Raw genomic sequence first — 23,083 nt, 5'->3', positions numbered from 1 at the left:
CCCGCTCATCCGTCCGCCAGCGACGCGGCCAGGGACACGCAGGCGCTGATGGTGTCCTCGGCGAGCAGCGTGGACCAGCCCTGCGGCCAGGTCGAGAACTTCGCGACGACCACCTCGGCCGGTTCGTGCACCAGCAGCAGTTGCCCGTGGATGCCCAGCGCCATGTAGATCGCGCCCTGCGGGCCGGACTCGACGACCCACCACTGATTGCGGTAGTAGGCGCCGGGACCGGGCAGGTAGCGGGCGCCGTGCCGGACGAACGCCGGCCGCTGGTCAGCGTCCGGGACCAGCGTGTCCGCCACCCAGGCGCGCGGGACGACCTCGACGCCGTCCACGGAGCCGTTGCGCCGCATGGCCTCCCCGAAGCGGGCCAGGTCCCGCAACGTACACGAGACCCCGACGTCCGCCAGAGCGTTGCGGTGGCCGTCCACGCAGATCTCGGCCTCGCGCTCCGCGCCGATCCGCTGCCAGACCTCGCGCGAGACCAGCTCGGGCAGCCGGGTGCCGGTCACGTGCTCGGCCACCCGGGCCAGCACGCAGGTCAGCGCCGAGCGGTACTGGAAGTCGCCGCCGTGTGGCCGGTCGTTCTGCCATTCGGCGAAGTACGAGGTCAGGTCGGTGTTCACGCCCGGGCGCGACATGGGCGCCCACAGCGTCGCCTCCATGTCGGTCCTGGCCTGCCCGGCCGTCATCGGCGCGGTGCCCGTGCGCATGTCGAGCAGGTGGCGCACGGTCGCGTCCGCGAAGCCGGTGCCGGCCAGTTCGGGGACGAGGTCGCCCACGAGGTCCTCGGGGCTCAGTGTCCCGTCCGCGACCGCGCGCCCGACCGCCGTGGCGGTGATGGACTTCGAGATCGACATGCACAGGTGCACCGTCGCCGGGGTCATGCCGTTGTCGTAGTGCTCGAAGACCCGCCGGCCCCGGTGCAGCACCAGGAAACCGTCGGTGTAGGTGCGCTCGAGCAGCCGGGCCAGCGGCTCCGAGCCGGTCGCGCCGCCGTCGTCGGGATGCGAGGTGTAGGTCACCTCGCGCTCGCCGAGCGGCAGGGGCGCCTCCGGCAGCTCCATGACGGGCCCCGTGCCGCGCGCGATGGCCGCGGTCGGTGTGATCTCTCTGACGTGCTGGAACGACCAGCGGTTGTACGGCGCCCGCAGCCAGTTGGCCAGCGTGGGCCGGTCCGTGACCGTCCGTGGGGGGAGGTGGATCGTCACACGTGCCTCGCATATGCCGAAACGTTTCGGCAACCATAGGCATCTCCCCCGAAAGACGCAACAGTCTCCGGACAGCCCGTCATCAGCTCGGCGACTTCGCTTCCTGATTGACCGTTGACACTGCCAATGGCCGGTGGTTGTATGTGCCGAAACGTTCAGGCATAGAACGCTTCGGCCGCCAGCGCTGCACGTCAACGGGCTGAGAGAGCACCGGACAGGCGCCGAGAGAGGAACAACATGAGCGCGCCCCCCACATCGCCTGACAGTTTCAGCATTCGCCCTCGTCTTATCGCTCTGGTTACCGCAGCGTTGCTTGTCGTGACCGGTTGCGGGTCACAGCCCGAGCCGGCAAGGGAGGCATCCGCGGCGGCAGGTTCGTTCTCTTTCACCGACGACCGTGCCGAAACGGTTCGGCTCGACAAGAAGGACATCCGGGTCGTCGCCCAGGAGGACGCCGCCAACGCCCTGATGCACCTCGGCATCAAACCGGTGGGCATCTTCGGCGGCGCGCCCTTCGCCGGCAATCCCATGCTCAAGGGGCTCGACCTGAGCGGCGTCGAGTCGATCGGCGAGGTCTTCGGCGAGGTCAAGATGGAGAAGCTGGCGGCGCTCAGGCCGGACGTCATCGTCTCGACCTTCTACACGGGCGACGGGGTGCTGTTCCCCGGCGGCGTGTACGGCTTCCAGACCGAGAAGATGCAGAACGACGCCAAGGCCATCGCCCCGATCCTGGCCGTCGACTCGACCAAGCCGTCCTCGCACGTCATCCAGCGCTTCTCCGAGCTGGCCAAGGCCCTGGGCGCGGACGTCGACGCAGGCGCGATCGCGCAGGCCCGCACCACGTGGCAGAGCGCGGTCGACGAGCTGAAGAGCACCGCCAAGGAGCGCTCGAACCTCACCGTGCTGGCCGTGACCCCGGCGCAGGAGCAGGTCTACTTCGCCGTGCCCGACCTGTTCCCCGACTTGCTCGACCTTAAGGACTGGGGGGTCAACGTGATGACTCCCAAGGGCAAGCTCGTCAGCTCCTACTACGAGGCGGTCAGCTGGGAGAACGCCGCCAAGTACCAGCCGAGCGTCGTCCTGGTGGACGCCCGCGGCTACACCCTCGGCAACGAGGCGCTGAAGAAGTATCCGACCTGGAACGCCATGAAGGCCGTGCAGGCGGGCCAGGTCGGCAGCTGGGTGCGGGTCTCGCTCAACTACGCCGACTACACCAAGCAGATCCAGGATCTCACCGCCGTGCTCAAGCGCTCGGGGAGCGTGTAGCCCGCATGGCCGCCACCGTACGGACCTCCTTCCGGCAGAGCCAGGCGGCGCCCCGCAAGGGCCTGGTCACCGGGCTGGGCCGCCCCGCCGGGCTGGTCGTCGCGATCGCGGTGCTGGCCGCGGTCGCCCTGGCCGGCCTGGTGCTCGGTTCCCGGCATCTGCCGGCGTCGTCGGTGTTCGACGCGCTCCTGCGCTTCGACCCCGCGGACGAGGCGCAGACCGTCATCCGCTCCCTGCGCCTCCCGCGCACGGCCATCGGACTGCTCACCGGGCTGGCGCTCGGGCTGGCCGGGGCCGTGATGCAGGGCGTGTCCCGCAACCCGCTCGCCGAGCCCGGCATCCTCGGCGTCAACGCGGGCGCCGCGCTCGCGGTGCTGACCGGCGTGCAGTTCTTCGGCGTCACGACCCTGCTCGGCTACGTGTGGTTCGCCTTCTTCGGCGCCGGCGTCGCGGTGGTGGTCGTGTACCTGATCTCCAGCATCGGCAGGGACGGCGCCACGCCCGTCAAGCTCGCGCTGGCGGGCACGGCGGTCACGGCCCTGCTGGCCTCCTTCACCACGCTCGTCCAGCTCCTGGACGTCAGGACCATGGACGCCTACCGGGCCTGGTCCACCGGATCGCTGGCGGGCCGCGGCGCCGACATCGCCGCACAGGTGTGGCCCTTCGTCGCCGTGGGAGCCGTCCTGGCGCTGGTCAGCGGCCGGGTGCTCAACACGCTCGCGCTCGGCGACGACGTGGCCCGCTCTCTCGGCGAGAACGTGACCCGCGCTCGGATCGTCTGCGGCGTCGCGGTCATGATCCTGGCGGGCGCCGCCACCGCCGCGGCCGGGCCGATCGTCTTCATCGGCCTGACCGTGCCGCACATCGCCCGCGCGATCGTCGGCCCCGACTACCGCTGGATCCTGCCCTACAGCGCGGTGCTGGCCCCCGTGCTGCTGCTGGCCGCCGACGTGGTCGGCCGGCTCGTGGCGGCGCCGGCCGAGCTGCAGGTCGGCATCGTGACCGCGCTGCTCGGCGCGCCGGTGTTCATCGCCCTCGTCCGCCGCAAGAATCTGGCCTCCCTATGACGACCTACGACGTCCTCCTCCACGTGTCGCGTACGCGCGCCCGCGTGGCCGGGCGCAAGCGCGCGGTCACCATCGGCCTGGCGCTGGCCGCCTTGCTGGCGTTCTGCCTGAGCCTGTCCGTCGGCGACTTCACGATCTCGCTCCTGCGCGTGCTGCCCGCGGCGTTCGGGTCGGGCGAGCGCGGCGAGGTGTTCGTGATCCAGTCGCTGCGCCTACCGAGGGCGCTGCTCGCCGTGCTGGTCGGGGCCGCGTTCGGCATGTCCGGCGCGGTCTTCCAGTCGCTCGCGCGCAACCCGCTGGCCAGCCCGGACGTCCTCGGCATCACCGCGGGCGGCAGCCTGGCCGCGGTGATGGGGCTCACCCTGCTGGGGCTGAGCGGCCTGCCGCTCTCCCTCGCCGCGACGATCGGCGCGCTGCTCACCGCCGCCCTCATCTACGGCTTCGCCTACCGGCGCGGGCTGTCGAGCTACCGCCTGGTCCTGATCGGCATCGGCGTCGGGGCGGTCGCCACCGCGCTGACGCAGTTCTTCTGGACCCGCGCCCACACGCACGACGCGGCCTCCGCCGCGCTCTGGCTGAGCGGCAGCCTCAACGGGCGGGGCTGGGAGAACATCGAACCGGTCGTGCTGATGCTGCTGGTGCTGATCCCGGTCACGCTGGCCCTCGGCAAGCAGCTCAACGTGCTGGAGCTCGGCGACGATTCCGCGACAGCCGTCGGCGTGCCCGTCCAGCGGGCCAGGCTGCTCCTGCTGGTCGCGGGGGTGGCGCTGGCCGGCGCCGGGATCGGCGCGGCCGGGCCGGTGGCCTTCGTGGCGTTCGTCTCCGCTCCGGTGGCCCGGCGGCTGGCCAGGTCACCGGGGCCCGCGCTGCTGCTGGCCGCTCTGACCGGGTCCGTCCTGGTGTGCGTGGCCGACCTGGTCGGCCGTACGGCGCTGGCCAGCACCGAGGTCTCCGTCGGAATCATCACCGGCATCGCCGGCGCCCCGTACCTGCTCTGGCTGCTGGCCACCACGAACAGCTCAGGACAAGGAGATTGACGGCGATGCCATCCTTCCGAGCGGACGACCTGCCGCACGCGGTGACCCTGGACTCCCCCGCCGGACCGCCGGAGCGGGAGCAGCAGTTGTGCGGCCGCCGGCTCAGGCTCGGCTACGACGGTGCCGACATCGTCAGCGGCCTGGACATCGACATCCCACCCGGCAAGATCACCGTCCTCGTGGGCGCGAACGCCTGCGGCAAGTCCACGACGTTGCGGGCGCTGGCCCGGCTGCTCAAGCCGCGCGGCGGCGTCGTGACGCTCGACGGCAAGGCGATCCACGAGATGCCGTCCAAGCAGCTCGCGACCAAGATCGGCATCCTGCCGCAGACGCCCACCGCACCCGAGGGGATCACGGTGGCCGACCTGGTGTGCCGGGGCCGCTACCCGCACCAGAAGTGGTTCAGGCAGTGGACCGACGAGGACGAGCGGGTCGTCGCCTGGGCGCTGCAGGCCACCGGCACCGCCGAGATCGCGGGCCGGTCCGTGGACGAGCTGTCCGGCGGGCAACGCCAGCGCGTCTGGATCGCGATGGCCCTGGCCCAGGAGACCGGCATCCTCATGCTCGACGAACCCACGACGTATCTCGACGTACAACACCAGGTCGACGTGCTGGACCTGCTGGTACAGCTCAACCGCGAGGAGGGACGGACCATCGCCGTCGTACTGCACGATCTCAACCTCGCCTGCCGCTACGCCCACCACCTGATCGCCATGCGCAAGGGGGAGATCGTGGCCCAGGGCGAGCCCGGCGCGATCGTCACCGAGGAGCTGGTGGAGGCGGTCTTCGGGCTGAAGTCGAAGGTGATCCCCGACCCGGTCTCGCAGACCCCGATGGTCGTGCCCATCGGCCGCCACCTGCGGTTCTGAGGCGCCGATGTCCATCAACTACCACTTCTCGGACGAACGCGACCCGCTCACTCGCGGCCGCGGCATCGGGGAACGCTGGCGGGCCCAGATCCACGGCACGGCCAAGGACTACGCCTGGCTCTTCGACGCGGCCAAGCTCGACCGGCACACCGTGCGCCGCATCGCCGAGCAGGGCTACGAGCACCTGCGCGCCTGGTCCCCCGGGCTCGCCACCGAGCTGGAGGGCGTGGCCCAGGGCACGGGCCTGGAGCTGTGGGAGGTCGCGGCGCTCAACTGCCGGACCGAGATCCTGGTCAGGGGCTCCATCGCCGGGCTCAAGGAGTGCACGGCGGCGGCCTGGCTGCCCCCGGGCGAGCCGCCCAGGGCGTTGCAGACCTGGGACTGGATCCCCTCGGTCGGCAACTTCACCGTGCTGAAGCACACCTCGCCCGCGGACCTGACGGTCGCCACGTTCGCCGAGAACGGCGTGCTCGGCAAGGCCGGCATCAACAGCTCCGGGCTCGGGCTGCTGTTCACGCTGCTCTGCCACACCTCCGACGGCACGCGGGAAGGTGTGCCCATCCACGCGGTCGCCAGGCAGGTGCTCGACACCGCGCGATCCGTACAGGACGCCGTGGACATCGTCCGCTCGGCCCCGCTCACGGCCTCGGCCTCGTTCACGGTGCTCACCTGGGACGGGCGAAGCGCGGACGGCGCCGTCATCGAGGCCTCGCCCGAGGAGGTCGTGGTGCTCCCGCCCGAGGAGGGATTCCTGCTGCACACCAACCACTTCCTCGACCCGGGCCTCGCCAGGGGCGACCGGCTGGCGGCCATCGGCGACGACACCCTGCCCCGCATGGAGGTGCTGCGCGAGCGCAGGTCCGTCATGACCGCGCAGAGCCGTACCGAATGGGCGAAGGGGCTCATCCACCACTGGGAGGACGGCGCGCCGGTCTGCGCGCACCCCCGGCCCGGCGCTCCCGAGACCGACCGGTGGGAGACGAAGATGCTCATCAGCTTCGACCTCGATCGCCGCACCCTGGTCCTGCAGGAGGGCGGCCCATGCGCGGTCACCGCGGACGGCTGGACGGAGGTCGCCGTATGACCTGGGACATCGCCGCGACCGGACAGCCCTCGCGGGAGATCTCGTTCACCACCTCCGAGGGCACCTGGATGAGCGTCTCCGTCACCCCCGACGGAACGACGATCGTCTTCGACCTGCTCGGCGACCTCTACTCCGTTCCCGCCGGCGGCGGCACGGCCACCCTGCTGCTGGGCGGCCCGGCGATGCACCGGATGCCGTCCGTCAGCCCGGACGGGACGGAGATCCTCTACCTCAGCGACGCCGACGGGTTCGACAACCTGTGGGTCTGCGGCATCGACGGCTCGAACCCGCGCCGGCTCACGCGGGACACCGACATGCTCCTGACCGACCCCATCTGGGGCCCGGACGGGCGCAGCGTGATCGCGCCGGCCATCTTCCGCGCGCACCGCAAGCTCTTCTCCTCCCAGATCCGCCTCTTCGAGGGCCCCGGACAGGGCCGGCTCCTCGTGGACGTGCCGCCGAGCGGGCGCGACGTGCTGGAACCCGCGCTCTCGCCGGACGGCGCCTGGCTCTACTACACCGAGCGCCTGGTCAACCCCAAGATCTACGTGGACGCCAACCACGCCACCTACTCCATCCGGCGGCGCAGGCTGGAGGACGGGCACACCGACACGGTCGTCGGCGGCTTCGGCGGCGCCATCCGGGCGGCCCTCTCCCCCGACGGCAGGCGGCTCGCGTTCATCCGCCGCGTCATGGCCAAGACCGTGCTGTTCTGCCTGGACCTGACCGGCGACGGCAGGCAGCGCCCGGTCTTCGACGGCCTCGACCGCGACAATCAGGCGGTCTGGGAGCTCCAGGGCAACTACTACCCGAGGTTCTCCTGGTTCCCCGACAGCCGCCATGTCGCCATCTGGGCGGGTGGCGGCCTGCGGCGGATCGACATGGACAGCGGCGAGCACGCGCCGATCCCGTTCACCGCCGAGTGCCGCCACACGGTCACCGAGCCGGTCCGCGTCCGGCACGACCTGGCGCCGGACAAGGTGGTGGCGCGCGCGGTGCGGCACCTGGCCGTCGCGCCCGGCGGGCAGGACGTGGCCTTCACCGCGCTGGGCCGGCTCTGGCACACCACCCGGGGCAAGGACGCCGTCGTCCCCGTCGGCGACCACACGCTGCACGCCGTCGAGCCCGCCTACAGCCGCGACGGCCGCCGGCTCGCCTACGTCGAGTGGGACGACGAACGCGGCAGCACGCTGCGAGTGTGCCGGCGGGACCGCTGGGACCAGGCTCTCGAGGTGACCGCGTCGTCCGGGGTGCTGCGCCAGCCCGCCTTCAGCCCCGACGGGACACTGATCGCGTACCGGTTGCAGGAGCACGACGTGCAGCTCGGCGGCTCCTCCGCCCGCCCCGGCCTGTACGTGGTGAGCAGCGGCGGCGGCGAACCCCGCTACCTGGGCCCGGCCGACGACGCCCCGGCCTTCGGCCCGGACGGCTCCCGGGTCTACGCCACCGCCGTGGACTCCTCCGGCGACATGCCTGTCGAGGTGCTCTTCAGCGTGGACCTGCGCGGCGGCGACCGCAGGGTGCACGCCCGCGCGGCCGACCCCGACACCTACGAGCTGCGGCTGAGCCCGGACCGCGGGTGGCTGGCGTTTCGGAACGCCGACCAGTACCACGTCATCCCGTACCGCGAGACCGGCCACGAGCTGCTCGTCACGGCGGAAACCCGCGAGCTGCCCTGCCACCGGCTCACCGAGCACGGAGGCTACGCGCTGGCCTGGGCAGCCGACGGCCGCAGCGTGCACTGGGCGGTCGGGCCGGAGCTGCACGTGCGGGAGACCGGCGACTGGTCACTGATCGAGCGGCCCTCGCCGGTGAAGCTCACCGTGGACGCCGACGTGCCCGACGGGTGCGTGGCGCTGGTCGGCGGCACCGTGATCACGATGCGCGGCGAGGAGGTCCACCGCCAGGGCACGGTCGTCGTACGGGGCAACCGCATCGTCGCGGTCGGGCAGGTCACCGTGCCGGAGGACGCCACCGTCATCGACTGCTCGGGCATGACGGTGATGCCGGGGCTCATCGACGCCCACGGGCACATCGACGGCGGCTCGGAGAACGGCCTGACCCCGCAGAAGCAGGCGGCCAGGTTCGCCGCGCTGGCCTTCGGCGTGACCACGAACTTCGACCCGTTCCCCTCCGAGCTGCCGAGCTTCGAGAGCACGGAGACCACGCAGGCCGGGCTGACGGTCGGTCCCCGCTGGATCGGCACCGGCTCGGCCATCCACGGCCGTCCGCAGAACGTCTTCCACCTCTACAGCCCGATCGAGACCTACGCGGACGCCGCGGGCGTGCTGGGCAGGAAGAAGGCCCTGGGCGCGCTGAGCGTCAAGAGCTACAAGCAGCCCGCGCGCCGGCACCGGCAGATGCTGGTCAAGGCCGCCCGGGAACATGGCGTCAACATCGTCGTAGAAGGCGAGACGCACTTCTACAACAACATCAGCATGATCCTGGACGGCCACACCAACCTCGAGCACAACCTGCCCGTCGCGACCCTCTACGACGACGTGGTGCGGCTCATGGCCCTGTCCGGCGTGTCCAACACGCCCACGCTGGTGGTCGCGTTCGGCGAGTTGTTCGGCGAGAACTACATGTACCAGCGGACCGAGGTGTGGAAGGACCCCCGGGTCCGCACGTATGTCCAGGCCTGCCTGAGCGGCTACAGCCCGTTGAACACGCCGTACGAGGCGCCGCCCTACGCGCGGGCCATGACCACGATCCACGTGGCCGACGAGCTGTACGACATCGGCGTCCTGGCCGTCTCCCGCTCGGTCAACCGGCTCGACCAGGCGGGCGTGCGGATCAACGCCGGTTCGCACGGCGAGATCCCGGGGCTGGCCATGCACTGGGAGATGGCCCTGCTGGCCGCGGGTGGGATGCCGGCGCATCGGGTGCTGCGGACCGCGACCATCAACGTGGCCGAGAGCCTCGGGGTGGATCACCAGATCGGCTCGCTCGAAGCAGGCAAGCTCGCCGACCTGATCGTGCTGCGCGAGAACCCTCTCGACGACATCGGCAACTCCACCACCGTGGCGATGACGATGGTCAACGGGCGGCTCCACGACGCCTACTCGCTGGACGAGCTGGCCCCGCGACGAAGGCCTAGAACCAGGTTCTACTGGGAGCTGCGCGACACCCACGGCATCGACTGGTGCGAGGCGTGGGGCGGCGGCTGCTGCACCTGAGCTCTCAAGCTCGCTCGGCGACGTCGGCGGCGACGGGCATCCGCTCGCCCTGAACGTACGCCGGACTGCTTCTGGGCGGAGGATCGGGCACCGCAGCCGTCGCTCGCAGTGGCCAGCGCAACTTTGAGGCTGGTGGCACTGACCCGAGCGGCAGGCCCAGACCTTCAGGGGTTCAGGAGGCGGTTGGTCTCGGCCAGCAGCTCGCTCTGGCGGAGGCGGTCGGCGGGGAACGGCATCGCGATGACGCGGTGCACGCCGACCTCGGCGAGTGCGGCCAACTGTTCGGCGGCCGCGGCGGGTGGGCCGGTGACCAGGCCGCCACGGGCCTCCTCCTCGGTCATCCCGTACTCCATCAGCGACCGGGCCTGAGCGTCGATCACCGACGTGGGCAGGTCGCCGAGACCGATGCTGAGGCCGATCGTGACGCGCGGCGCCGGACGGCCGTATTCGGCGGCGAGGCCGGCCAGTTGGCGGGTCTGTTCGGCGATCTCGGCCGGCGTGGAGAACGCCGGATACCATTCGTCGGCGAAACGGGCGGCTCGGCGCATGGGGCCGGCGCCGATGAGGACGGGCGGCATCGTCGCGCCCGGCGAGAGAGTGATCACCTCGCCGTTCACGTTCGTGGGCTTGCCCTCGACCAGGCTCGGCAGGATCTCCAGGGCGGCGTCGGTGCGCTGCGCGCGTTCGGCGTAGGGGATACCGACGGCCCGCCAGGCTGCGTCGCCGTGCACGCTGCCGCCCGAGCCGACGCCGAGCAGCACCCGACCGCCGGACAGGTGCTGCAGGCTGGCGATCTGCTTGGCGGCCCAGGCGACCGGGCGTAGCGCCAGGACCATCACCCCGAAGCCGATCTTGACGCGCTCGGTGACGGCGGCGGCCGTGGCCAGCACGATGGTGCCGTCGAGGAACGGCCGCACCGGGATCAGATGGTCGCCGACCCAGACCGACTCCAGGCCGAGCTCCTCGGCGTGCCGGGCATGCTCGCGCACCCCGGCGGTCTCGTCCACGCCGAACGACGGTAGGTTCACGCCGACCTTGAGCATCAGCGCACCTCGAGCAGGGTCTTGCCGACGCTGGCGCGCGACTCGATGGCGGCGTGCGCGTCGGCGGCCCGGTCGAGGGGGAAGCGCTGCCCGATCAGCGGCCGCAGCCGTCCGCCCGCGGCCTCGGCGAGGGCGCTCTCGGTGTACTCGCGCATCGTCTCCGGGGTGGGCTTCGCCTGGACGAGTGTGATGCCGCGCGCAACAGCGGCCTCCGCCTCGATGGCGGCCCACTCTCCGCTCGCCAGCCCGAAGCTGACCATCCGCCCGCCCTGGCCGAGCAGTTCGAAGGCGGCCCGAGCGATGTCGCCGCCGACCCCGTCGAAAACGACGTCGACGGGGTCGACCTCGTCGGTCCAGTTCGGAGCCATATAGTCGACCACCTCGTCGGCGCCCAGGTCGCGGGCCACACCGGTCTTGCGCGAGCCCCCGGCCGCTCCGACGACGGTGGCGCCCGCCGACTTGGCGAGCTGCACGAGGAGCGAGCCCACGCCGCCGGCCGCCGCCTCGACCAGAACCCGTTCCCCGGGCTGTGGCGCGGTCGCCCGGATCATCATGGTCGCGGTACGCCCGTCGGCCAAGACCGCGACCGCGTCGTCCAGTTCCAGGCCGTCGGGGACGGTAAAGAGCCCGGAGGCATCCACCGCGGCCCGTTCGGCATAACCGCCGGAGCCCCCCGTGGAGGTCACCACCCGACGGCCGACCAGGCCGGAGTCGACGCCCTCGCCGACCGCCGTGACGATGCCCCCGACGCCGTTGCCCGGGATCATCGGCAGCTCCGACTTGAACGGCGACGGGGCGCCCGACCGGAACTGGGTCTCCACAAAGGTGATGTTGGCGTAGGCGACGTCGATCAACACCTGCCCCGGCCCCGGGACCGGATCGGGGGCGTCTCCAGGTACGAGCACCTCGGGCCCGCCGAACTCCTTCAGCCACACCGCACGCACAACACTCTCCCCTGTTCAGCTGATGTCGGTCCCAGCATGCAACCTCAACCGAACTCGAGGTCAAATCGCGATCACCTGTACAGCTCGACCGCCATGCCGGCCCGGTTCTCGGGTCGGCGTCACTGGGGGACAAGGTAGAAGATCGCCGCAGGTCGCTGAGGGGGATGTGCGCCAGCCGTCAAGGCCCGATGTCGCGAAGAGTGTCAGCGGAGAGCGGCTTCGAGCGCGTCCGGCAGAGCAGTGTCGGTGATGACCAGTTCGTCGCCCAGGTTGAGGATGCGCACCTCGCCGTGATCGAGTTCGAGCCGGAGGCCGATCTCCGTCTCGATCCGGTGGTCGATGATGCGGTGAACGGCTCGGATCGACTGGCCGATGAATCGGCTCATCAGAAAATCGTCTGGGGCGGGACCGACGGTGACCTGGCCGCTGGGGTGGGTGTGCCACGACACCGTCACCTGGAGCAGCCTTCGGCTGACAAGCTCATCAGCGGAGATCACGACGCCTATGGTGTCACGATGGTCCGGGCGTTTCCGGAGCGGTCTGCAGGAGGTGGCGGTCAACGCTGTCGGCCTCGGCGGTCTGCACCCAAAACGACTCTCGGGCCTGCTCGCCGGAGGACTCCGCTCGGGCCGGGGTAAGCGCCATGGCGGCCGTCGAAGGGCCTGGCGCCTGACTCGGATCGGCGCTGCCTCAGCGGAGGGCGGCGCTCTCCGAGGGCGCAACCGCTGAGCTCCTACGGCTGCAGCACAAAGGCCGGCTCAGGCGACGGCCGCTTCGGCGTCTCTTGGCCACTCGACCTCCCTTGACGGCGCAGCCCGTACCATCGGGCGCATGACGTGCGTGCTGGTCGTGGAGGACGACCTGGTCATCCGGTCCGAGCTGGTCGAGGCGCTGGCCGCCCAGGGTTACCAGGCGGAGCCGGCCGCGGACGGCGCTGCGGCGCTGCAGGCGGCGGAGCGGCACGAGCCGGATCTGGTCCTGCTGGATCTGGGGCTGCCCGACGTGGACGGGGTGGCCCTGTGCCGGCGGCTGCGGTCGGCGGTGCCGGACACGGTGATCGTCGTACTCACGGCCCGTACCCAGGAGTTCGAGGTCGTGGTGGCGCTCGACGCGGGTGCCGACGACTACCTGACCAAGCCGTTCCGGTTGACCGAGCTGATGGCCAGGATCCGCGCCCACCTGCGGCGGCGCGGACCGGCCCAGGGGGAACGCCTGCTGACCGCCGGGCGGCTGCGGCTCGACCTGCCCGCCCGGCGCGCCTACGTCGGGAAGGAGGAGGTGGCGCTGCGACCCAAGGAGTTCGATCTGCTGGCGGCGCTGGTGAGCCGAGCGGGCGAGGTGGTCACGCGCGAGCAGCTCATGGACGAGGTGTGGGACGAGAACTGGTTCGGCCCGACCAAGACCTTGGACGTGCACGTGTTCGCGCTGCGCCGCAAGCTGGCCGAGCACGGCGAGGGGATGGAGCGGATCGTCACGGTGCGGGGGCGAGGCTACCGCTACGAGCCATGACCGTCACGTGTCATGGCCGGGCAGCAGCAGGCTGAACAGCGGTGGCCCGGCCCGGCTGAGCACCAGCCTGCCGCCTTCGGCCTCGGCCAGCGAGCGGGCCAGGGCGAGGCCGATGCCGTGGCTGTCGCCGCTGGACCTGACGAACGGATCGACGCCCTCGGCCACGCCCGTCCCGTGGTCGCCCACCTCGATGGCCAGCCCGGGGCCGACGTCGGAGACGGTGACCGCGACCTCCCCGCGACCGTGACGTACCGCGTTGTCGATCAGCACGCGCAGGATCTGCCGGACGGCCGCGGGCTGAGCCGTCACCGGCGGCAGTTCCGGCTCCACGGTGATGGTCAGGCGGCGGCCGTGCTCGGCCAGCGGGCCGTGCCACTCCTGCCGGACCTCCTCCATCAGGGCGCTGACGTCGAGGTGTTCGGTCGGCACGCGGCTGTCGCGGCTGAGCCGTACGAGATCGTCGATCACCTCCTGCAGCCGCTCGCCCCTGCTCAACGCGGCCCGTACCGCCTGGGCCAGGTCCGCGCCGGGGCGGGACAGGGCGGATTCCAGGCCGAGCAGCAGGCCGGTCAGGCCCGTGCGGAGCTGGTGGGAGACGTCGGCGCTGAAGGCCCGCTCGCGCGACAGCACGGCCCCGAGGCGGCGGGCGGTCGACTCCAGGGCCTGCCCGGCCTGGTCGGTCTCGCGCAGGCCGGAAGGGGAGGCGCGGACGCTGAAGTCGCCGCCGCCGAGGGCCTGCGCGGCGGTGGTGAGCCGTTCGAGCGGCGCGGCGAGCCTGGCCGACTGCCGCACGGCAGCGCCCGCGGCCAACGCGATCACGGTCAGCGCGAGTCCGCCCAGGAGCAACCATGCCTCGTGAACGCGCTCCTCGACCTGCGAGTTCGGTGTCGCCACCCGGATGACCATGGCGGTGCCCTCGTCGGACGGGACCGGCGCGGACACGGCCAGGAAACCGCCCTCGACGGCGTCGTGGACGCGTCCGTCCGTGCTGGAGACGGCCAGCCGTGAGTGGGCGGGACCGTCGCCGAACAGCCGGGCGCCGGCCACGTCGTAGCCGCCGATGGCCAGGTCACCCGGCAGGCCCGTCGGCAGTCTCAACGGCGTCCGCGGCTCGTCGGGCACGGCGGCGGCGACCCAGGCGGCGTCGCGTTGCAGGGCCGCCACTGTCTGGTCGTGGAAGAGCAGGCTCACCGCGACCGCCAGCGGCACCAGGAAGAGCGCGACGGCCAGGGCGGTCACACTCACGATCACCACCAGCACCCGCCGCCGCAGCGGCACGCCCTGCGCTGTCACCCCTCCAGAGTGGCAGACGCAAGGTAAACGCCCCGCTAACCCGATGCTCAGCGGACGCTTCCCCGCCCGCTCCTAGCGTGGAGAACATGAAGGTACGGCAGAGCGTCATGGCTCTGGCCATCGCAGGACTGGCGGCGGGCTGCGCAGCTGCGGCGCCCGCCCAATCCACGACGCAGACGCAATCACAGACGCAATCACAGGCGCAGCCACCAGCACCGGCTCCGCAGCCCACGGAGTCGAATCCGCCGGGCGACATTCCGGACAGTACGGTCTTCGTGCGCTACCGGCATCCCGGACAGCCGTACGAGGTGAAAGTGCCCGAGGGGTGGGCCCGCACGGACCTGCCCACCGGGGCCGCCTTCACCGACAAGCTGAACAGCATCCGCATCGAGACCAAGCCCGCCACCGCGCAGCCTACCGAGGCCTCGGTCCGGAACCAGGTGCACAGCGGCGACATCCGCACGCTCGGCACGGTGAGCAGGAACGGCGGCAAGGCGGTGCGGATCGTCTACCGCGCCGACAGCGAGCCCGATCCGGTCACCGGCAAGGCCGTCAAGGACGAGGTCGAGCGCTACGTCTTCTACCACGCCGGACACGAGGCGATCCTGACGCTGTCCGGGCCGGTCGGCGCCGACAACGTGGATCCGTGGCGCACGGTCTCCGACTCCTTCCGATGGACGACGGCGCCGTGATCCTGCAGGCCGAGGAGCTCTACCGCTTCTACCGGTCGGGCGAGGAGGAGACCCGGGCGCTGCGCGGCGTCAGCCTCCACGCCGCCGCGGGCGAGGTCGTGCTGGTCAGCGGCCCGTCCGGGTCGGGCAAGTCCACGCTGCTGGCGTGCCTGGGCGGGCTGGACGACCCCGACGGCGGCATCGTCAGGGTGGACGGGCACCGCATCAGCCACCGTCCGGAGGCGGAGCGCGCCGCGCTGCGGGCCCGGCTGGTCGGCGTGCTGTTCCAGAACGGCAACCTGATCGAGCACCTGACGGTGGCGACCAACGTCGACCTGGCCCAGCGGCTGGCGGGCCGGCAGGACCGGCGTCTGCGCGACGAGTTGCTGGCCCGGCTGGGGCTCTCGGCCAGGGCACGGGCGTGGCCGAGCGAGTTGTCCGGAGGAGAGTCGGCCCGCGCCGGGCTGGCCGTCGCGCTGGCGAACCGCCCCGCGCTGCTGCTGGCCGACGAGCCCACCGGCGAGCTCGACCAGCACACCGAGGCGCCCGTGCTGCGGCTGATCCGCGAGCAGGCCGGCGAGCGGACCGCCGTGGTGATCGCCTCGCACAGCCCGGCCGTACGGCGGTTGGCCGACCGCGTGGTCGAACTGAAGGACGGGCGGGCGACGTGACCGCGCTGGTCGCCTGCCGGCAACTGGCCCGGGTCTACGGCCACGGGACGAACGCCCTGGTCGCCGTGCACGAGGTCAGCTGCGAGCTGCGGCCGGGCGACCAGGTAGCGATCACTGGACCATCGGGGTCGGGCAAGACGACGTTGCTGCACCTGCTGGCCGGGCTCGACCGCCCCACGGCCGGGCGGATCGGCTGGCCCGCGTTCGACGACCGCCCACGTGGCCGCGTCGGCGTGGTCTTCCAGGGACCGAGCCTCCTGCCCCCGCTGAACGTCGTCGAGAACGTGGCGCTGCCGCTGCTCATCGCGGGATTGACAGACACCGAGGCCAAGGAGCGGGCACTGGCCGCACTCGGCGCCATCGGCCTGGCCGACCTGGCCGGATCCTTGCCCGAAGAACTGTCGGGCGGGCAGGCCCAGCGCGTCGCGGTGGCCCGCGTGCTGGCCGCCGAGCCTCGGCTGATCATCGCCGACGAGCCCACCGCCCAGCTCGACTCCGACCTCGCCCGCCAGGTGGTGGACCTGCTCACGCAGGTGGCGTGCCGGCTGGACGCGGCCCTCGTGGTCGCCACCCACGACCCGCGGGTCGCGGCGCGGCTGCCGAAGACCTGGACCATGAGCGACGGAGCACTCGCATGCTGATCCTCATCTGGCTGCGCGGTCTGCTGACCCGCCGGACGGCTCGACTGGCCGCCGCCGCGGCGGGCATCGCGCTCGCCGTGGCCCTTCCCGCCATGCTGGGCGCGTTCCTCGCCACCGCCAAGGCCACCATGACCGCCCGCTCGATCCAGCGGGTCGCGGTCGACTGGCAGGTGGAGCAGCAGCCCGGCCAGACCGTGTCCGTCCCGATGCCCGGCACGTCACGCGAGGTGAGCTTCGCCAGGATCGACGGGTTCGAGTCCCGCCAGGCCGGTCAGACGCTGACCACCGGCGCGGGCCAGGTCCTCGGCCTTCCCGCCGGCTACGCCGCGACCTTTCCCGGCGAGCTACGCCTGCTCTCGGGGAACGCGAACGGGCCGCTGCTGGCCCAGCAGACCGCCGCCAACCTGCACGCCCAGCCTGGCGCGCGTGTCACCGTGCGCCGCCCGGGGCTGCCGGACGCCGCGGTGGCGATCACCGGCGTGGTGGAGCTGCCCGCCGCCGACTCCCTGTTCCAGCGCGTCGGCGCACCGCCGGGCGCGCAGCCCCAGGCGCCCCCCGACAACGTGCTGCTGCTGCCTGCCGCCGACTGGCACCGGCTGTTCGACGGCATCCCCCGCGACCGGGTGCGCACCCAGTACCACGTCCGCATCGGCCACCGGCTGCCGCCCGACCCGGCGGCGGCCTACACCGCGGTCACCGGGCAGGCGCGCAACCTGGAGGAGCGGATGGCCGGCAGCGGCCTGGTCGGCGACAACCTCGGCGCGGCTCTGGACGCCGCCCGCGAGGACGCCTTGTACTCACAGGTGCTGTTCCTGTTCCTGGGTGCGCCGGCGGTCGTGCTCGCGGCCCTGCTGGCCGGCCTCGTGACGCGGGCCGGCGCGCCGCGGCGGACGGCCGAGCAGGCGCTGCTGCGCACCAGGGGCGCGTCCAGAGGCACGCTGGTGCGGCTCGCACTGGCCGAAACCGCTCTGGTGGGCGTCGCCGGAGTGCTGGCCGGCCTCGGTCTGGCCGCCGTGGCCGACCGGGCGCTGTTCGGTTCGGCGAACGTCTCGTGGTGGGCGGCCACGCTGGGCCTGCTGGTAGCGGCCGTCACCGTACTGCTGCCCGCCCTGCACGCCAGCCCTGTGGCGGCGGCCCGCCGCCCCGTCGGCGAGCGCCGCCGTGCCCCCGCCTGGATGCGGTACGGGCTGGACCTGTGGCTGCTGGCCGGAGCCGCAGTGATCTTCTGGATCACCAGCGGGAACGGCTACCAGCTCGTCCTCGTCCCCGAGGGCCTGCCCCAGCTGTCGGTCGACTACTGGGCCTTCGCCGGGCCCGCGCTGCTGTGGACGGGCGCGGGCCTGCTCATCTGGCGCCTGACCCGAACCTTGCCGATCACCTGGGCGGTGCGGCCACTGGCCGGAGGACTGGCGAACACCGTGTCCGCCATGCTGACCCGCCAGCGCGCCCCGCTGGCCCGCGCCGCCACCCTGGCCGCGCTGGCCGTCGCGTTCGCCGTCTCCACGTCCGTCTTCGACACCACCTACCGCCAGCAGGCACAGGTGGACGCCGAACTGACCAACGGCGCCGACGTCACCGTCTCACAGACCACCGCCACGCAGGGGCAGCTCGCGGCCGTGCCCGGCGTCGCCGGGGTCGAGCCGCTGCGACACCGCTTCGCCTACGTCGGCTCCGACCTGCAGGACCTGTACGGCATCCGCCCCGCCACGACGCGCCTGCACGACACCTATGTCTCCGGCGGCACCGCCAGGGAGATCCTCGACCGGCTCGCCCGGCAGCCGGACGCGCTGCTGGTCAGCCAGGAGACCGTCAACGACTTCCAGCTCCACCTCGGCGACCAGGTCCGGCTGCGCACCGAGAACGGCACCACCGTCCCCTTCCACTACGCGGGCATCATCACCGAGTTCCCCACTGCGCCACGCGACAGCTTCCTCGTCGCCAACGCCGCCTACCTGGCCCGCCACATGCCCGCCGGCACCACCTATCTCATCACCACCGACGGCACCCCACCCCACCAGGTCGCCGCCGACCTGCGCCACAGGCTGGGGCCGACCGCGAAAGTCACCGACGTGGAGACCACGCGCCAGGTCGTCGGCAGCAGCCTCACCGCCGTGGACCTGTCCGGCCTGACCGCCATCGAGCTGGGCTACGCGCTGGCGCTGGCGGCCCTGGCCACCGGTCTGCTGCTGGTGCTGGGCTTCGCCGAGCGGCGCCGCACGTACGCGCTGGCCAGGGTGCTGGGGGCCACTCCACGGCAGCTCGGCTCGTTCGTGTGGGCTGAGGTGGGGCTGGTCGGGGTGGCCGCGGCCGTGCTGGGCGGGCTGTGCGGGTGGGCGCTGTCGCGGATGCTGGTGGCCGTGCTCAGCGGGGTGTTCGACCCGCCTCCCGACGCGCTGGCCGTGCCGTGGGCGTATCTGGTCGTGCTGGCGGTTCTCGGTGTCGCGGCGCTGCTGGCCGCAGGAGCCGCTACGGTACGGGCCGCGCGTCGCCCGCCCTTGACCGCGCTGCGTGACCTGTGACGGTCAGCGGCCTGCCTCAAGCTCGGCCAGGAGCTCGCTCCAGCGTCGGCCGACGATCTCCGGGTCGTACCGCTTCGAGGTGGTCAGCGCGGCCCTTCCCATCAGTTGGCGCTCGGTCTCGGCGTCGATGAGGAGACCGAGCGCTGCGGCCAGGGCGACGACGTCCCGTCGGGGGACAAGGAGGCCATCGTGGCCGTGAGTGATGATCTCGCCGGGACCGTACGGGCAGTCGAAGGCGACCACGGGCACGCCCTTGCTCAGCGCTTCCAGGATGGTCATCGGGAATCCCTCGCGGCGGGAGCTGAGCACGAAGATCGAAGCGTCGTCGAGTTCGGCGCCGATGTCGCGCGACGGGCCGGAAAGCTCGACCGAGCAGGCCGGCCCGAGCTCGCCGACCAGCTTGAGCAGGCGGGCGCGCTCGGGGCCTGAGCCGACGATGCGCAGCGTCCAGCCGGGACGTACGCCGTTGACCTGTCGCCAGGCGTGCAGCAGCAGGTCGAAGCCCTTGACCTTGGTCAGGCGGCCGATCGCGACGACGGTCTTGGCGGTCAGGGCCGAAGGCCCACCGGTGAGGGGCGGCGTGGCGTTGGGGATGCGCAGCAGGTGTCGCGGCGCGCGGGCACCCAGGGCCGCGCGGTAGGCGCTCAGATCGGCCTCGGTCAGGGTGACGAGCGCGTCGAGCCGGCCGTACCTGCGGGTGATCATTTTCCTGACGGAGGGCTTGTGCGAGCCGAAGCCCGTGTGCTCCTGCCCGATCGTGATCACGCCGGGCGGAGCCAGCAGGGCGGTGGCCAGGTTGAGTCCGGGCCGTGTGGTGATCAGGACGCCGGTGCGCAGGCCGCGCAGGAAGCGCAGCAGGGCGAGGTCGGTACGCAGGTCGAACCTGTCGTACGCGGCCTCCTCCGGCGGGATGAGCCTGCTCCGGAGCAGGGCGCCGCGGGGCCGGCGGTTCATGCGATCGTCCAGGAAGGTGACGCGAACGCCCTGCGGCACCTCGAAGAAGGACTTGTCCCTGGTCTTGATGACGCTGACGATCTCCACGTCGTGATCGGCCACCAGCGTGCCCGCGAGGTTGAAGGCGGTCCTGACGGTGCCGCCCATGCCGTGCGCGTGCAGCAGAAGGATCTTCACCTGCCGGGTGCTGCGCGGGCCGGCCCGGCGCGCCCTGCGCCGGTTGTCCGCGCGCAGCAGGAACAAGCCGAGCCGTCGCGAATTGACGACGAGGTGAATGGCGGCCGGGGTCAGGATGACCGAGCCCAGGGTGTCGGTGGGATAGTGCGCACCGAGATAGATCCTCGCGGCCATCTGACCGGCCACGAGCACGCCGCCCGCCGCCACCGCGGGCCAGAAGTACCGGGTCTTCCTGGCCAGCAGCGCCACGGCGACCACGATCGACAGGGTCAGGCACACGTGACCGCTGGGAAAGCTGTCGGGGCCGAACTCCCGCACGAGGGCGTGCGCCGCCGGAGGCCGGGGCCGGGCGACGACGAGCTTGACCAGAGCACCCACGCCCCACCCGGCAGCGATCACCAGCAGCACGCCTCCGGCTGCGCGCGTCCGTCCCGATACGGCGACGCCCACGACGAGGAGGGCGGCCAGGACCGCGCCCACGATGGTGCCGAAGCCCACGTTCAGGACCTGCGCCACGGCGGTCAGCCACGGGCCGCGTAGCGACTGCACCGCCTGGCTCAGGCTCATGTCCACCGCGGTCCAAGCCGGCGTGCGCGCGGCGAAGCCGACGACCACCCCCAGGCCCAGGAACGCCGCGGAGACCGGCACCGGGACCGTCAGTCTGCTGCCTGATCTCATGAACGCACGGTACGGAGGGACGCCACAACGCCGGCTCATCACTCGGTTAACGCGGCGCTAACCTTCACGCCGCGGTTTCCGCAGACTGCGCCGCATGACGTTCGGAGTCATGGTCAGCCCGCTCAAAAGTGTCCGGCTGAACAGGGTGCTGAAACGGCTCGGGCGCGGCAAAGGAGTGCTTACTCCACGTTCAGGGTGGCAAGTTCACTCACGGGTACTCCCGGCGGCGCCATCCGAAGCTCGCATCGTGCTCAGCGTCACGCGTGCGCCGCCGGCCTCGAGACCGCAGACCGATGCGCCGCATGGCATTCATAGGGGGAAGACGTGGCTGTACGGAGTACTCGATCCGTTGCCATGCAGGCGGCGTCGGCTCTGCTGGCGGCGGTGCTGCTCGTTGGTTGCGGCGGCAACACGACCACCACCGTGCCACGCGAAGCCGCGGTCGCGACCGGCCCTGCGGCGTTCGCCACGCCGACCCCGGGCTTCACGAGCTCGCCCGGCGCCACATGCCCGGCGTCGGGCAATAACAGGCGGCTCGCCAAGACGCGCTTCGCGCTGCACGCGGGTCTCGCGCTGGGTGCCTTCCACCGCTACATCTACAAGCCCCTGCGCAGCGGCGGCTTCAAGGCCGGAGCGGAGAAGCGGAAGCGGAGCTTCCTGAAGGCGGCGGTGGCGGGTGCGTTCGCCCTGCACCAGGTGAAGGTCGCCAGGGGTTTCGCCATGGCCAACCCGACGCTGTGCAAGGGTCTCGACTCCGTCCACGGCGCGTTCACGAACCTCACCGGCAAGCTGAAGAGCGGCACCGCCACGCCGGCCGACCTCGACGCCGGCAAGGCCTCGCTGGACGGCCTGGTCCACAACGCCTCCAAAACGGGCGTCCAGATCAAGGAGCAGCCCGTCACCGTCCCCGGCGCCAGCTGACCGGCCACTGCCAGGCCGGTGGCGATTCAGTGGGGTATGAGCACCTTGTCGATGATGTAGATGGTGGCGTTGCGGGCCTGGATGTTGCCGCAGATGAGCTTTCAGCTCGGCCGGGGTCAGTCTGCCCTGGACCGCGTGGTAGCCGAGGATCGTGGTCAGTTCCTGCTTGTTGGCCATGATCTTGTCCCGGGTCTTGACCGGGATCGCCTGGAAGGCGTGGTTGTCCGGTGCGAAGAGCGTGAGGTGGGCGGCATCGTTGAACTTCTTCTGCCAGCCGGCCGTCGTGACCGCCTGCGACAGCATGGACGGCTCCGGAATCTGGGCCAGGGCGGTACCGAGCCCCTTGCCGGAGATGCCGGACAGGCTCTTCTTGATCGGGGCACAGCCGGGCCGACAGGGTTCGCACCGGCGGTGGGCGTGGGCGTCGGCCGCGCGGCGGAGCCCGCCCATGGGGACAGCCCAAAAGCTGGGGCCGCCTTCCGACTCGCCCCGCCCCCGGCCCTCGCGAAGGGGCAGCGGGCCGCAGCACCTCGGCCCTGCTCACCAGCATCGCACCACGCGACGAAGTGGAGTAGGCGCAGGCGTTCACCAACGCCTGCTCTGTCTGGGTTTTCGCTTCCGGCCTCGGGCTGAACGTCGGCGATGATCACATGAGTCGTCCTGATCCATGCGAACCCCACTGTCAGCCGAGATACGTCGGCACGTCCTTGCTGTGTCAGCGGAGCTCAAGAAAGACCCGAAGCCCTGCGCTGCTCGGCCCAAGCGGCCTGGGCGGGGGCGAGCCGGCGCGTCAGGTCGTCCAGTTGGGCTTCGGTCATGCCGGTCAGCCGGGAGTCGGCCAGGGCGGCGAGCTCGGCCTTCCAGACCCGGAACCGGTAGCCGTTGGAGCCTCCCGCATCCGCGATGATCAACAGCCGGGAAGCGTCCGGATGGTCCAGGCGGCCTCGGGCCTGCCACCAGCGGCGGATCGAGGCGACCGCGAACGTTGAGGTGTCATGGTCGATGCCGACGTTCACCCAGCCGGTGTTCGCGCTGATGTCGTAGATCCCATACGGGATGGCCTGCTCGACCTCCGGCCCAGTGAAGAAGCTGTAGTCCTCAACCTCGATCGGGTCGCCCTTCGGCCGCCACTCGCGGCCCGGGTTGGGCAGCCGACCCAGCTGCTCGCGTTTCTTGGTATCGACGCTGATCGCTGGCTCGCCTGCGGCCTGATGGTCCTTGACCTGTTCGTTGATATAGCGGAACTGCGCGTCCCGCTCTGGGTGCTGCTTCCCCTCCAAGGTCTTGGCGTTGCCCTGCAAGCTGAACCCGTTCTCACGCAGCAACCGCCCGACCGTGGGCACCGCCGC

18 protein-coding genes and 2 pseudogenes are annotated in these 23,083 nt (G+C 71.7%); 12 read left to right on the top strand and 8 right to left on the bottom strand.

Annotation, left to right across the window (positions count from 1 at the left end; all coding sequences use genetic code 11):
- Positions 1–5 precede the first annotated feature (5 nt).
- Complete coding sequence (locus H4W80_RS57035; protein WP_192792664.1) at positions 6–1,211, bottom strand: serine hydrolase domain-containing protein; 1,206 nt, start codon at positions 1,209–1,211, stop codon at positions 6–8.
- Positions 1,212–1,529: 318 nt separating this feature from the next.
- Here H4W80_RS57035 and H4W80_RS57030 point away from each other — a divergent pair, with 318 nt between their 5' ends.
- The 6 genes from H4W80_RS57030 to H4W80_RS57005 are packed head-to-tail and all read left to right on the top strand — an operon-like array spanning position 1,530 to position 9,713.
- Complete coding sequence (locus tag H4W80_RS57030) at positions 1,530–2,477, top strand: ABC transporter substrate-binding protein (RefSeq protein ID WP_192792663.1); 948 nt, start codon at positions 1,530–1,532, stop codon at positions 2,475–2,477.
- Between the two features lie 5 nt (positions 2,478–2,482).
- Positions 2,483–3,544 (top strand): FecCD family ABC transporter permease, encoded by a 1,062-nt coding sequence (locus H4W80_RS57025; protein WP_192792662.1) that lies wholly within the window; start codon positions 2,483–2,485, stop codon positions 3,542–3,544.
- Positions 3,541–4,581: a FecCD family ABC transporter permease gene (locus tag H4W80_RS57020; protein ID WP_192792661.1), complete on the top strand. Its 1,041-nt coding sequence runs from the start codon at positions 3,541–3,543 to the stop codon at positions 4,579–4,581. The genes H4W80_RS57025 and H4W80_RS57020 overlap by 4 nt, the downstream gene beginning before the upstream one ends.
- 5 nt (positions 4,582–4,586) lie before the next feature.
- On the top strand, positions 4,587–5,450 hold the full coding sequence (locus tag H4W80_RS57015; RefSeq protein WP_192792660.1) for an ABC transporter ATP-binding protein: 864 nt from the start codon (positions 4,587–4,589) through the stop codon (positions 5,448–5,450).
- Between the two features lie 7 nt (positions 5,451–5,457).
- Positions 5,458–6,534, top strand: a complete 1,077-nt coding sequence (locus H4W80_RS57010) for a C45 family autoproteolytic acyltransferase/hydrolase (RefSeq protein WP_192792659.1) — start codon at positions 5,458–5,460, stop codon at positions 6,532–6,534.
- Positions 6,531–9,713, top strand: a complete 3,183-nt coding sequence (locus tag H4W80_RS57005) for an amidohydrolase family protein (RefSeq protein ID WP_192792658.1) — start codon at positions 6,531–6,533, stop codon at positions 9,711–9,713. The genes H4W80_RS57010 and H4W80_RS57005 overlap by 4 nt, the downstream gene beginning before the upstream one ends.
- 164 nt (positions 9,714–9,877) lie before the next feature.
- On the opposite strand, the gene H4W80_RS57000 is transcribed toward H4W80_RS57005, so the two are convergent.
- From H4W80_RS57000 to H4W80_RS56990, 3 genes are all read right to left on the bottom strand, one after another.
- Positions 9,878–10,756, bottom strand: coding sequence for an LLM class flavin-dependent oxidoreductase (locus H4W80_RS57000; RefSeq protein WP_192792657.1), 879 nt, complete (start codon positions 10,754–10,756; stop codon positions 9,878–9,880).
- Complete coding sequence (locus H4W80_RS56995) at positions 10,756–11,700, bottom strand: zinc-binding dehydrogenase (RefSeq protein ID WP_192792656.1); 945 nt, start codon at positions 11,698–11,700, stop codon at positions 10,756–10,758. Before H4W80_RS56995 ends, H4W80_RS57000 begins: the two co-directional genes overlap by 1 nt.
- Positions 11,701–11,903: 203 nt before the next feature.
- Positions 11,904–12,155, bottom strand: coding sequence for a hypothetical protein (locus tag H4W80_RS56990; protein WP_192792655.1), 252 nt, complete (start codon positions 12,153–12,155; stop codon positions 11,904–11,906).
- Positions 12,156–12,531: 376 nt separating this feature from the next.
- On the opposite strand from H4W80_RS56990, the gene H4W80_RS56985 reads away from it, so the two are divergent.
- Positions 12,532–13,209, top strand: coding sequence for a response regulator transcription factor (locus tag H4W80_RS56985; RefSeq protein ID WP_192792654.1), 678 nt, complete (start codon positions 12,532–12,534; stop codon positions 13,207–13,209).
- Between the two features lie 3 nt (positions 13,210–13,212).
- Here H4W80_RS56985 and H4W80_RS56980 read toward each other — a convergent pair whose 3' ends face one another.
- Entirely contained in the window at positions 13,213–14,502 is a 1,290-nt protein-coding gene (locus H4W80_RS56980) for a sensor histidine kinase (RefSeq protein ID WP_192792653.1), read from the bottom strand.
- Positions 14,503–14,588: 86 nt separating this feature from the next.
- Here H4W80_RS56980 and H4W80_RS56975 point away from each other — a divergent pair, with 86 nt between their 5' ends.
- From H4W80_RS56975 to H4W80_RS63240, 4 genes are read left to right on the top strand one after another with little or no spacing between them, the layout of a single operon-like run.
- On the top strand, positions 14,589–15,194 hold the full coding sequence (locus H4W80_RS56975; protein ID WP_192792652.1) for a hypothetical protein: 606 nt from the start codon (positions 14,589–14,591) through the stop codon (positions 15,192–15,194).
- On the top strand, positions 15,176–15,844 hold the full coding sequence (locus H4W80_RS56970; RefSeq protein WP_192792651.1) for an ABC transporter ATP-binding protein: 669 nt from the start codon (positions 15,176–15,178) through the stop codon (positions 15,842–15,844). The genes H4W80_RS56975 and H4W80_RS56970 overlap by 19 nt, the downstream gene beginning before the upstream one ends.
- Positions 15,841–16,485: an ABC transporter ATP-binding protein gene (locus H4W80_RS56965; RefSeq protein WP_192792650.1), complete on the top strand. Its 645-nt coding sequence runs from the start codon at positions 15,841–15,843 to the stop codon at positions 16,483–16,485. The genes H4W80_RS56970 and H4W80_RS56965 overlap by 4 nt, the downstream gene beginning before the upstream one ends.
- Positions 16,479–19,004 carry an FtsX-like permease family protein gene (locus H4W80_RS63240; RefSeq protein ID WP_264086043.1) on the top strand — a complete coding sequence of 842 codons (2,526 nt, stop codon included), beginning with the start codon at positions 16,479–16,481 and terminating at the stop codon, positions 19,002–19,004. The genes H4W80_RS56965 and H4W80_RS63240 overlap by 7 nt, the downstream gene beginning before the upstream one ends.
- A 3-nt stretch (positions 19,005–19,007) precedes the next feature.
- Here H4W80_RS63240 and H4W80_RS56955 read toward each other — a convergent pair whose 3' ends face one another.
- A complete protein-coding gene (locus H4W80_RS56955; protein WP_225964255.1) occupies positions 19,008–20,813 on the bottom strand; it encodes a glycosyltransferase in 1,806 nt (601 codons plus the stop codon).
- A 354-nt stretch (positions 20,814–21,167) separates the two neighbouring features.
- Between H4W80_RS56955 and H4W80_RS62240 the strand changes: the two genes are divergently transcribed.
- Positions 21,168–21,734, top strand: coding sequence for a hypothetical protein (locus tag H4W80_RS62240; RefSeq protein WP_225964254.1), 567 nt, complete (start codon positions 21,168–21,170; stop codon positions 21,732–21,734).
- A 93-nt stretch (positions 21,735–21,827) separates the two neighbouring features.
- On the opposite strand, the pseudogene H4W80_RS64880 reads toward H4W80_RS62240, so the two are convergent.
- Together H4W80_RS64880 and H4W80_RS56945 are read right to left on the bottom strand one after the other, a co-directional pair.
- A pseudogene (locus H4W80_RS64880) lies at positions 21,828–22,037 on the bottom strand (fasciclin domain-containing protein); the annotation flags it as partial.
- A gap of 533 nt (positions 22,038–22,570) precedes the next feature.
- Positions 22,571–23,083 (bottom strand): annotated as a pseudogene (locus tag H4W80_RS56945) (ISAzo13 family transposase); the annotation flags it as partial.

It is taken from the genome of Nonomuraea angiospora (genome assembly GCF_014873145.1).
Lineage (GTDB): Bacteria > Actinomycetota > Actinomycetes > Streptosporangiales > Streptosporangiaceae > Nonomuraea > Nonomuraea angiospora.
This window is presented reverse-complemented; position numbering and strand designations above follow the sequence as displayed.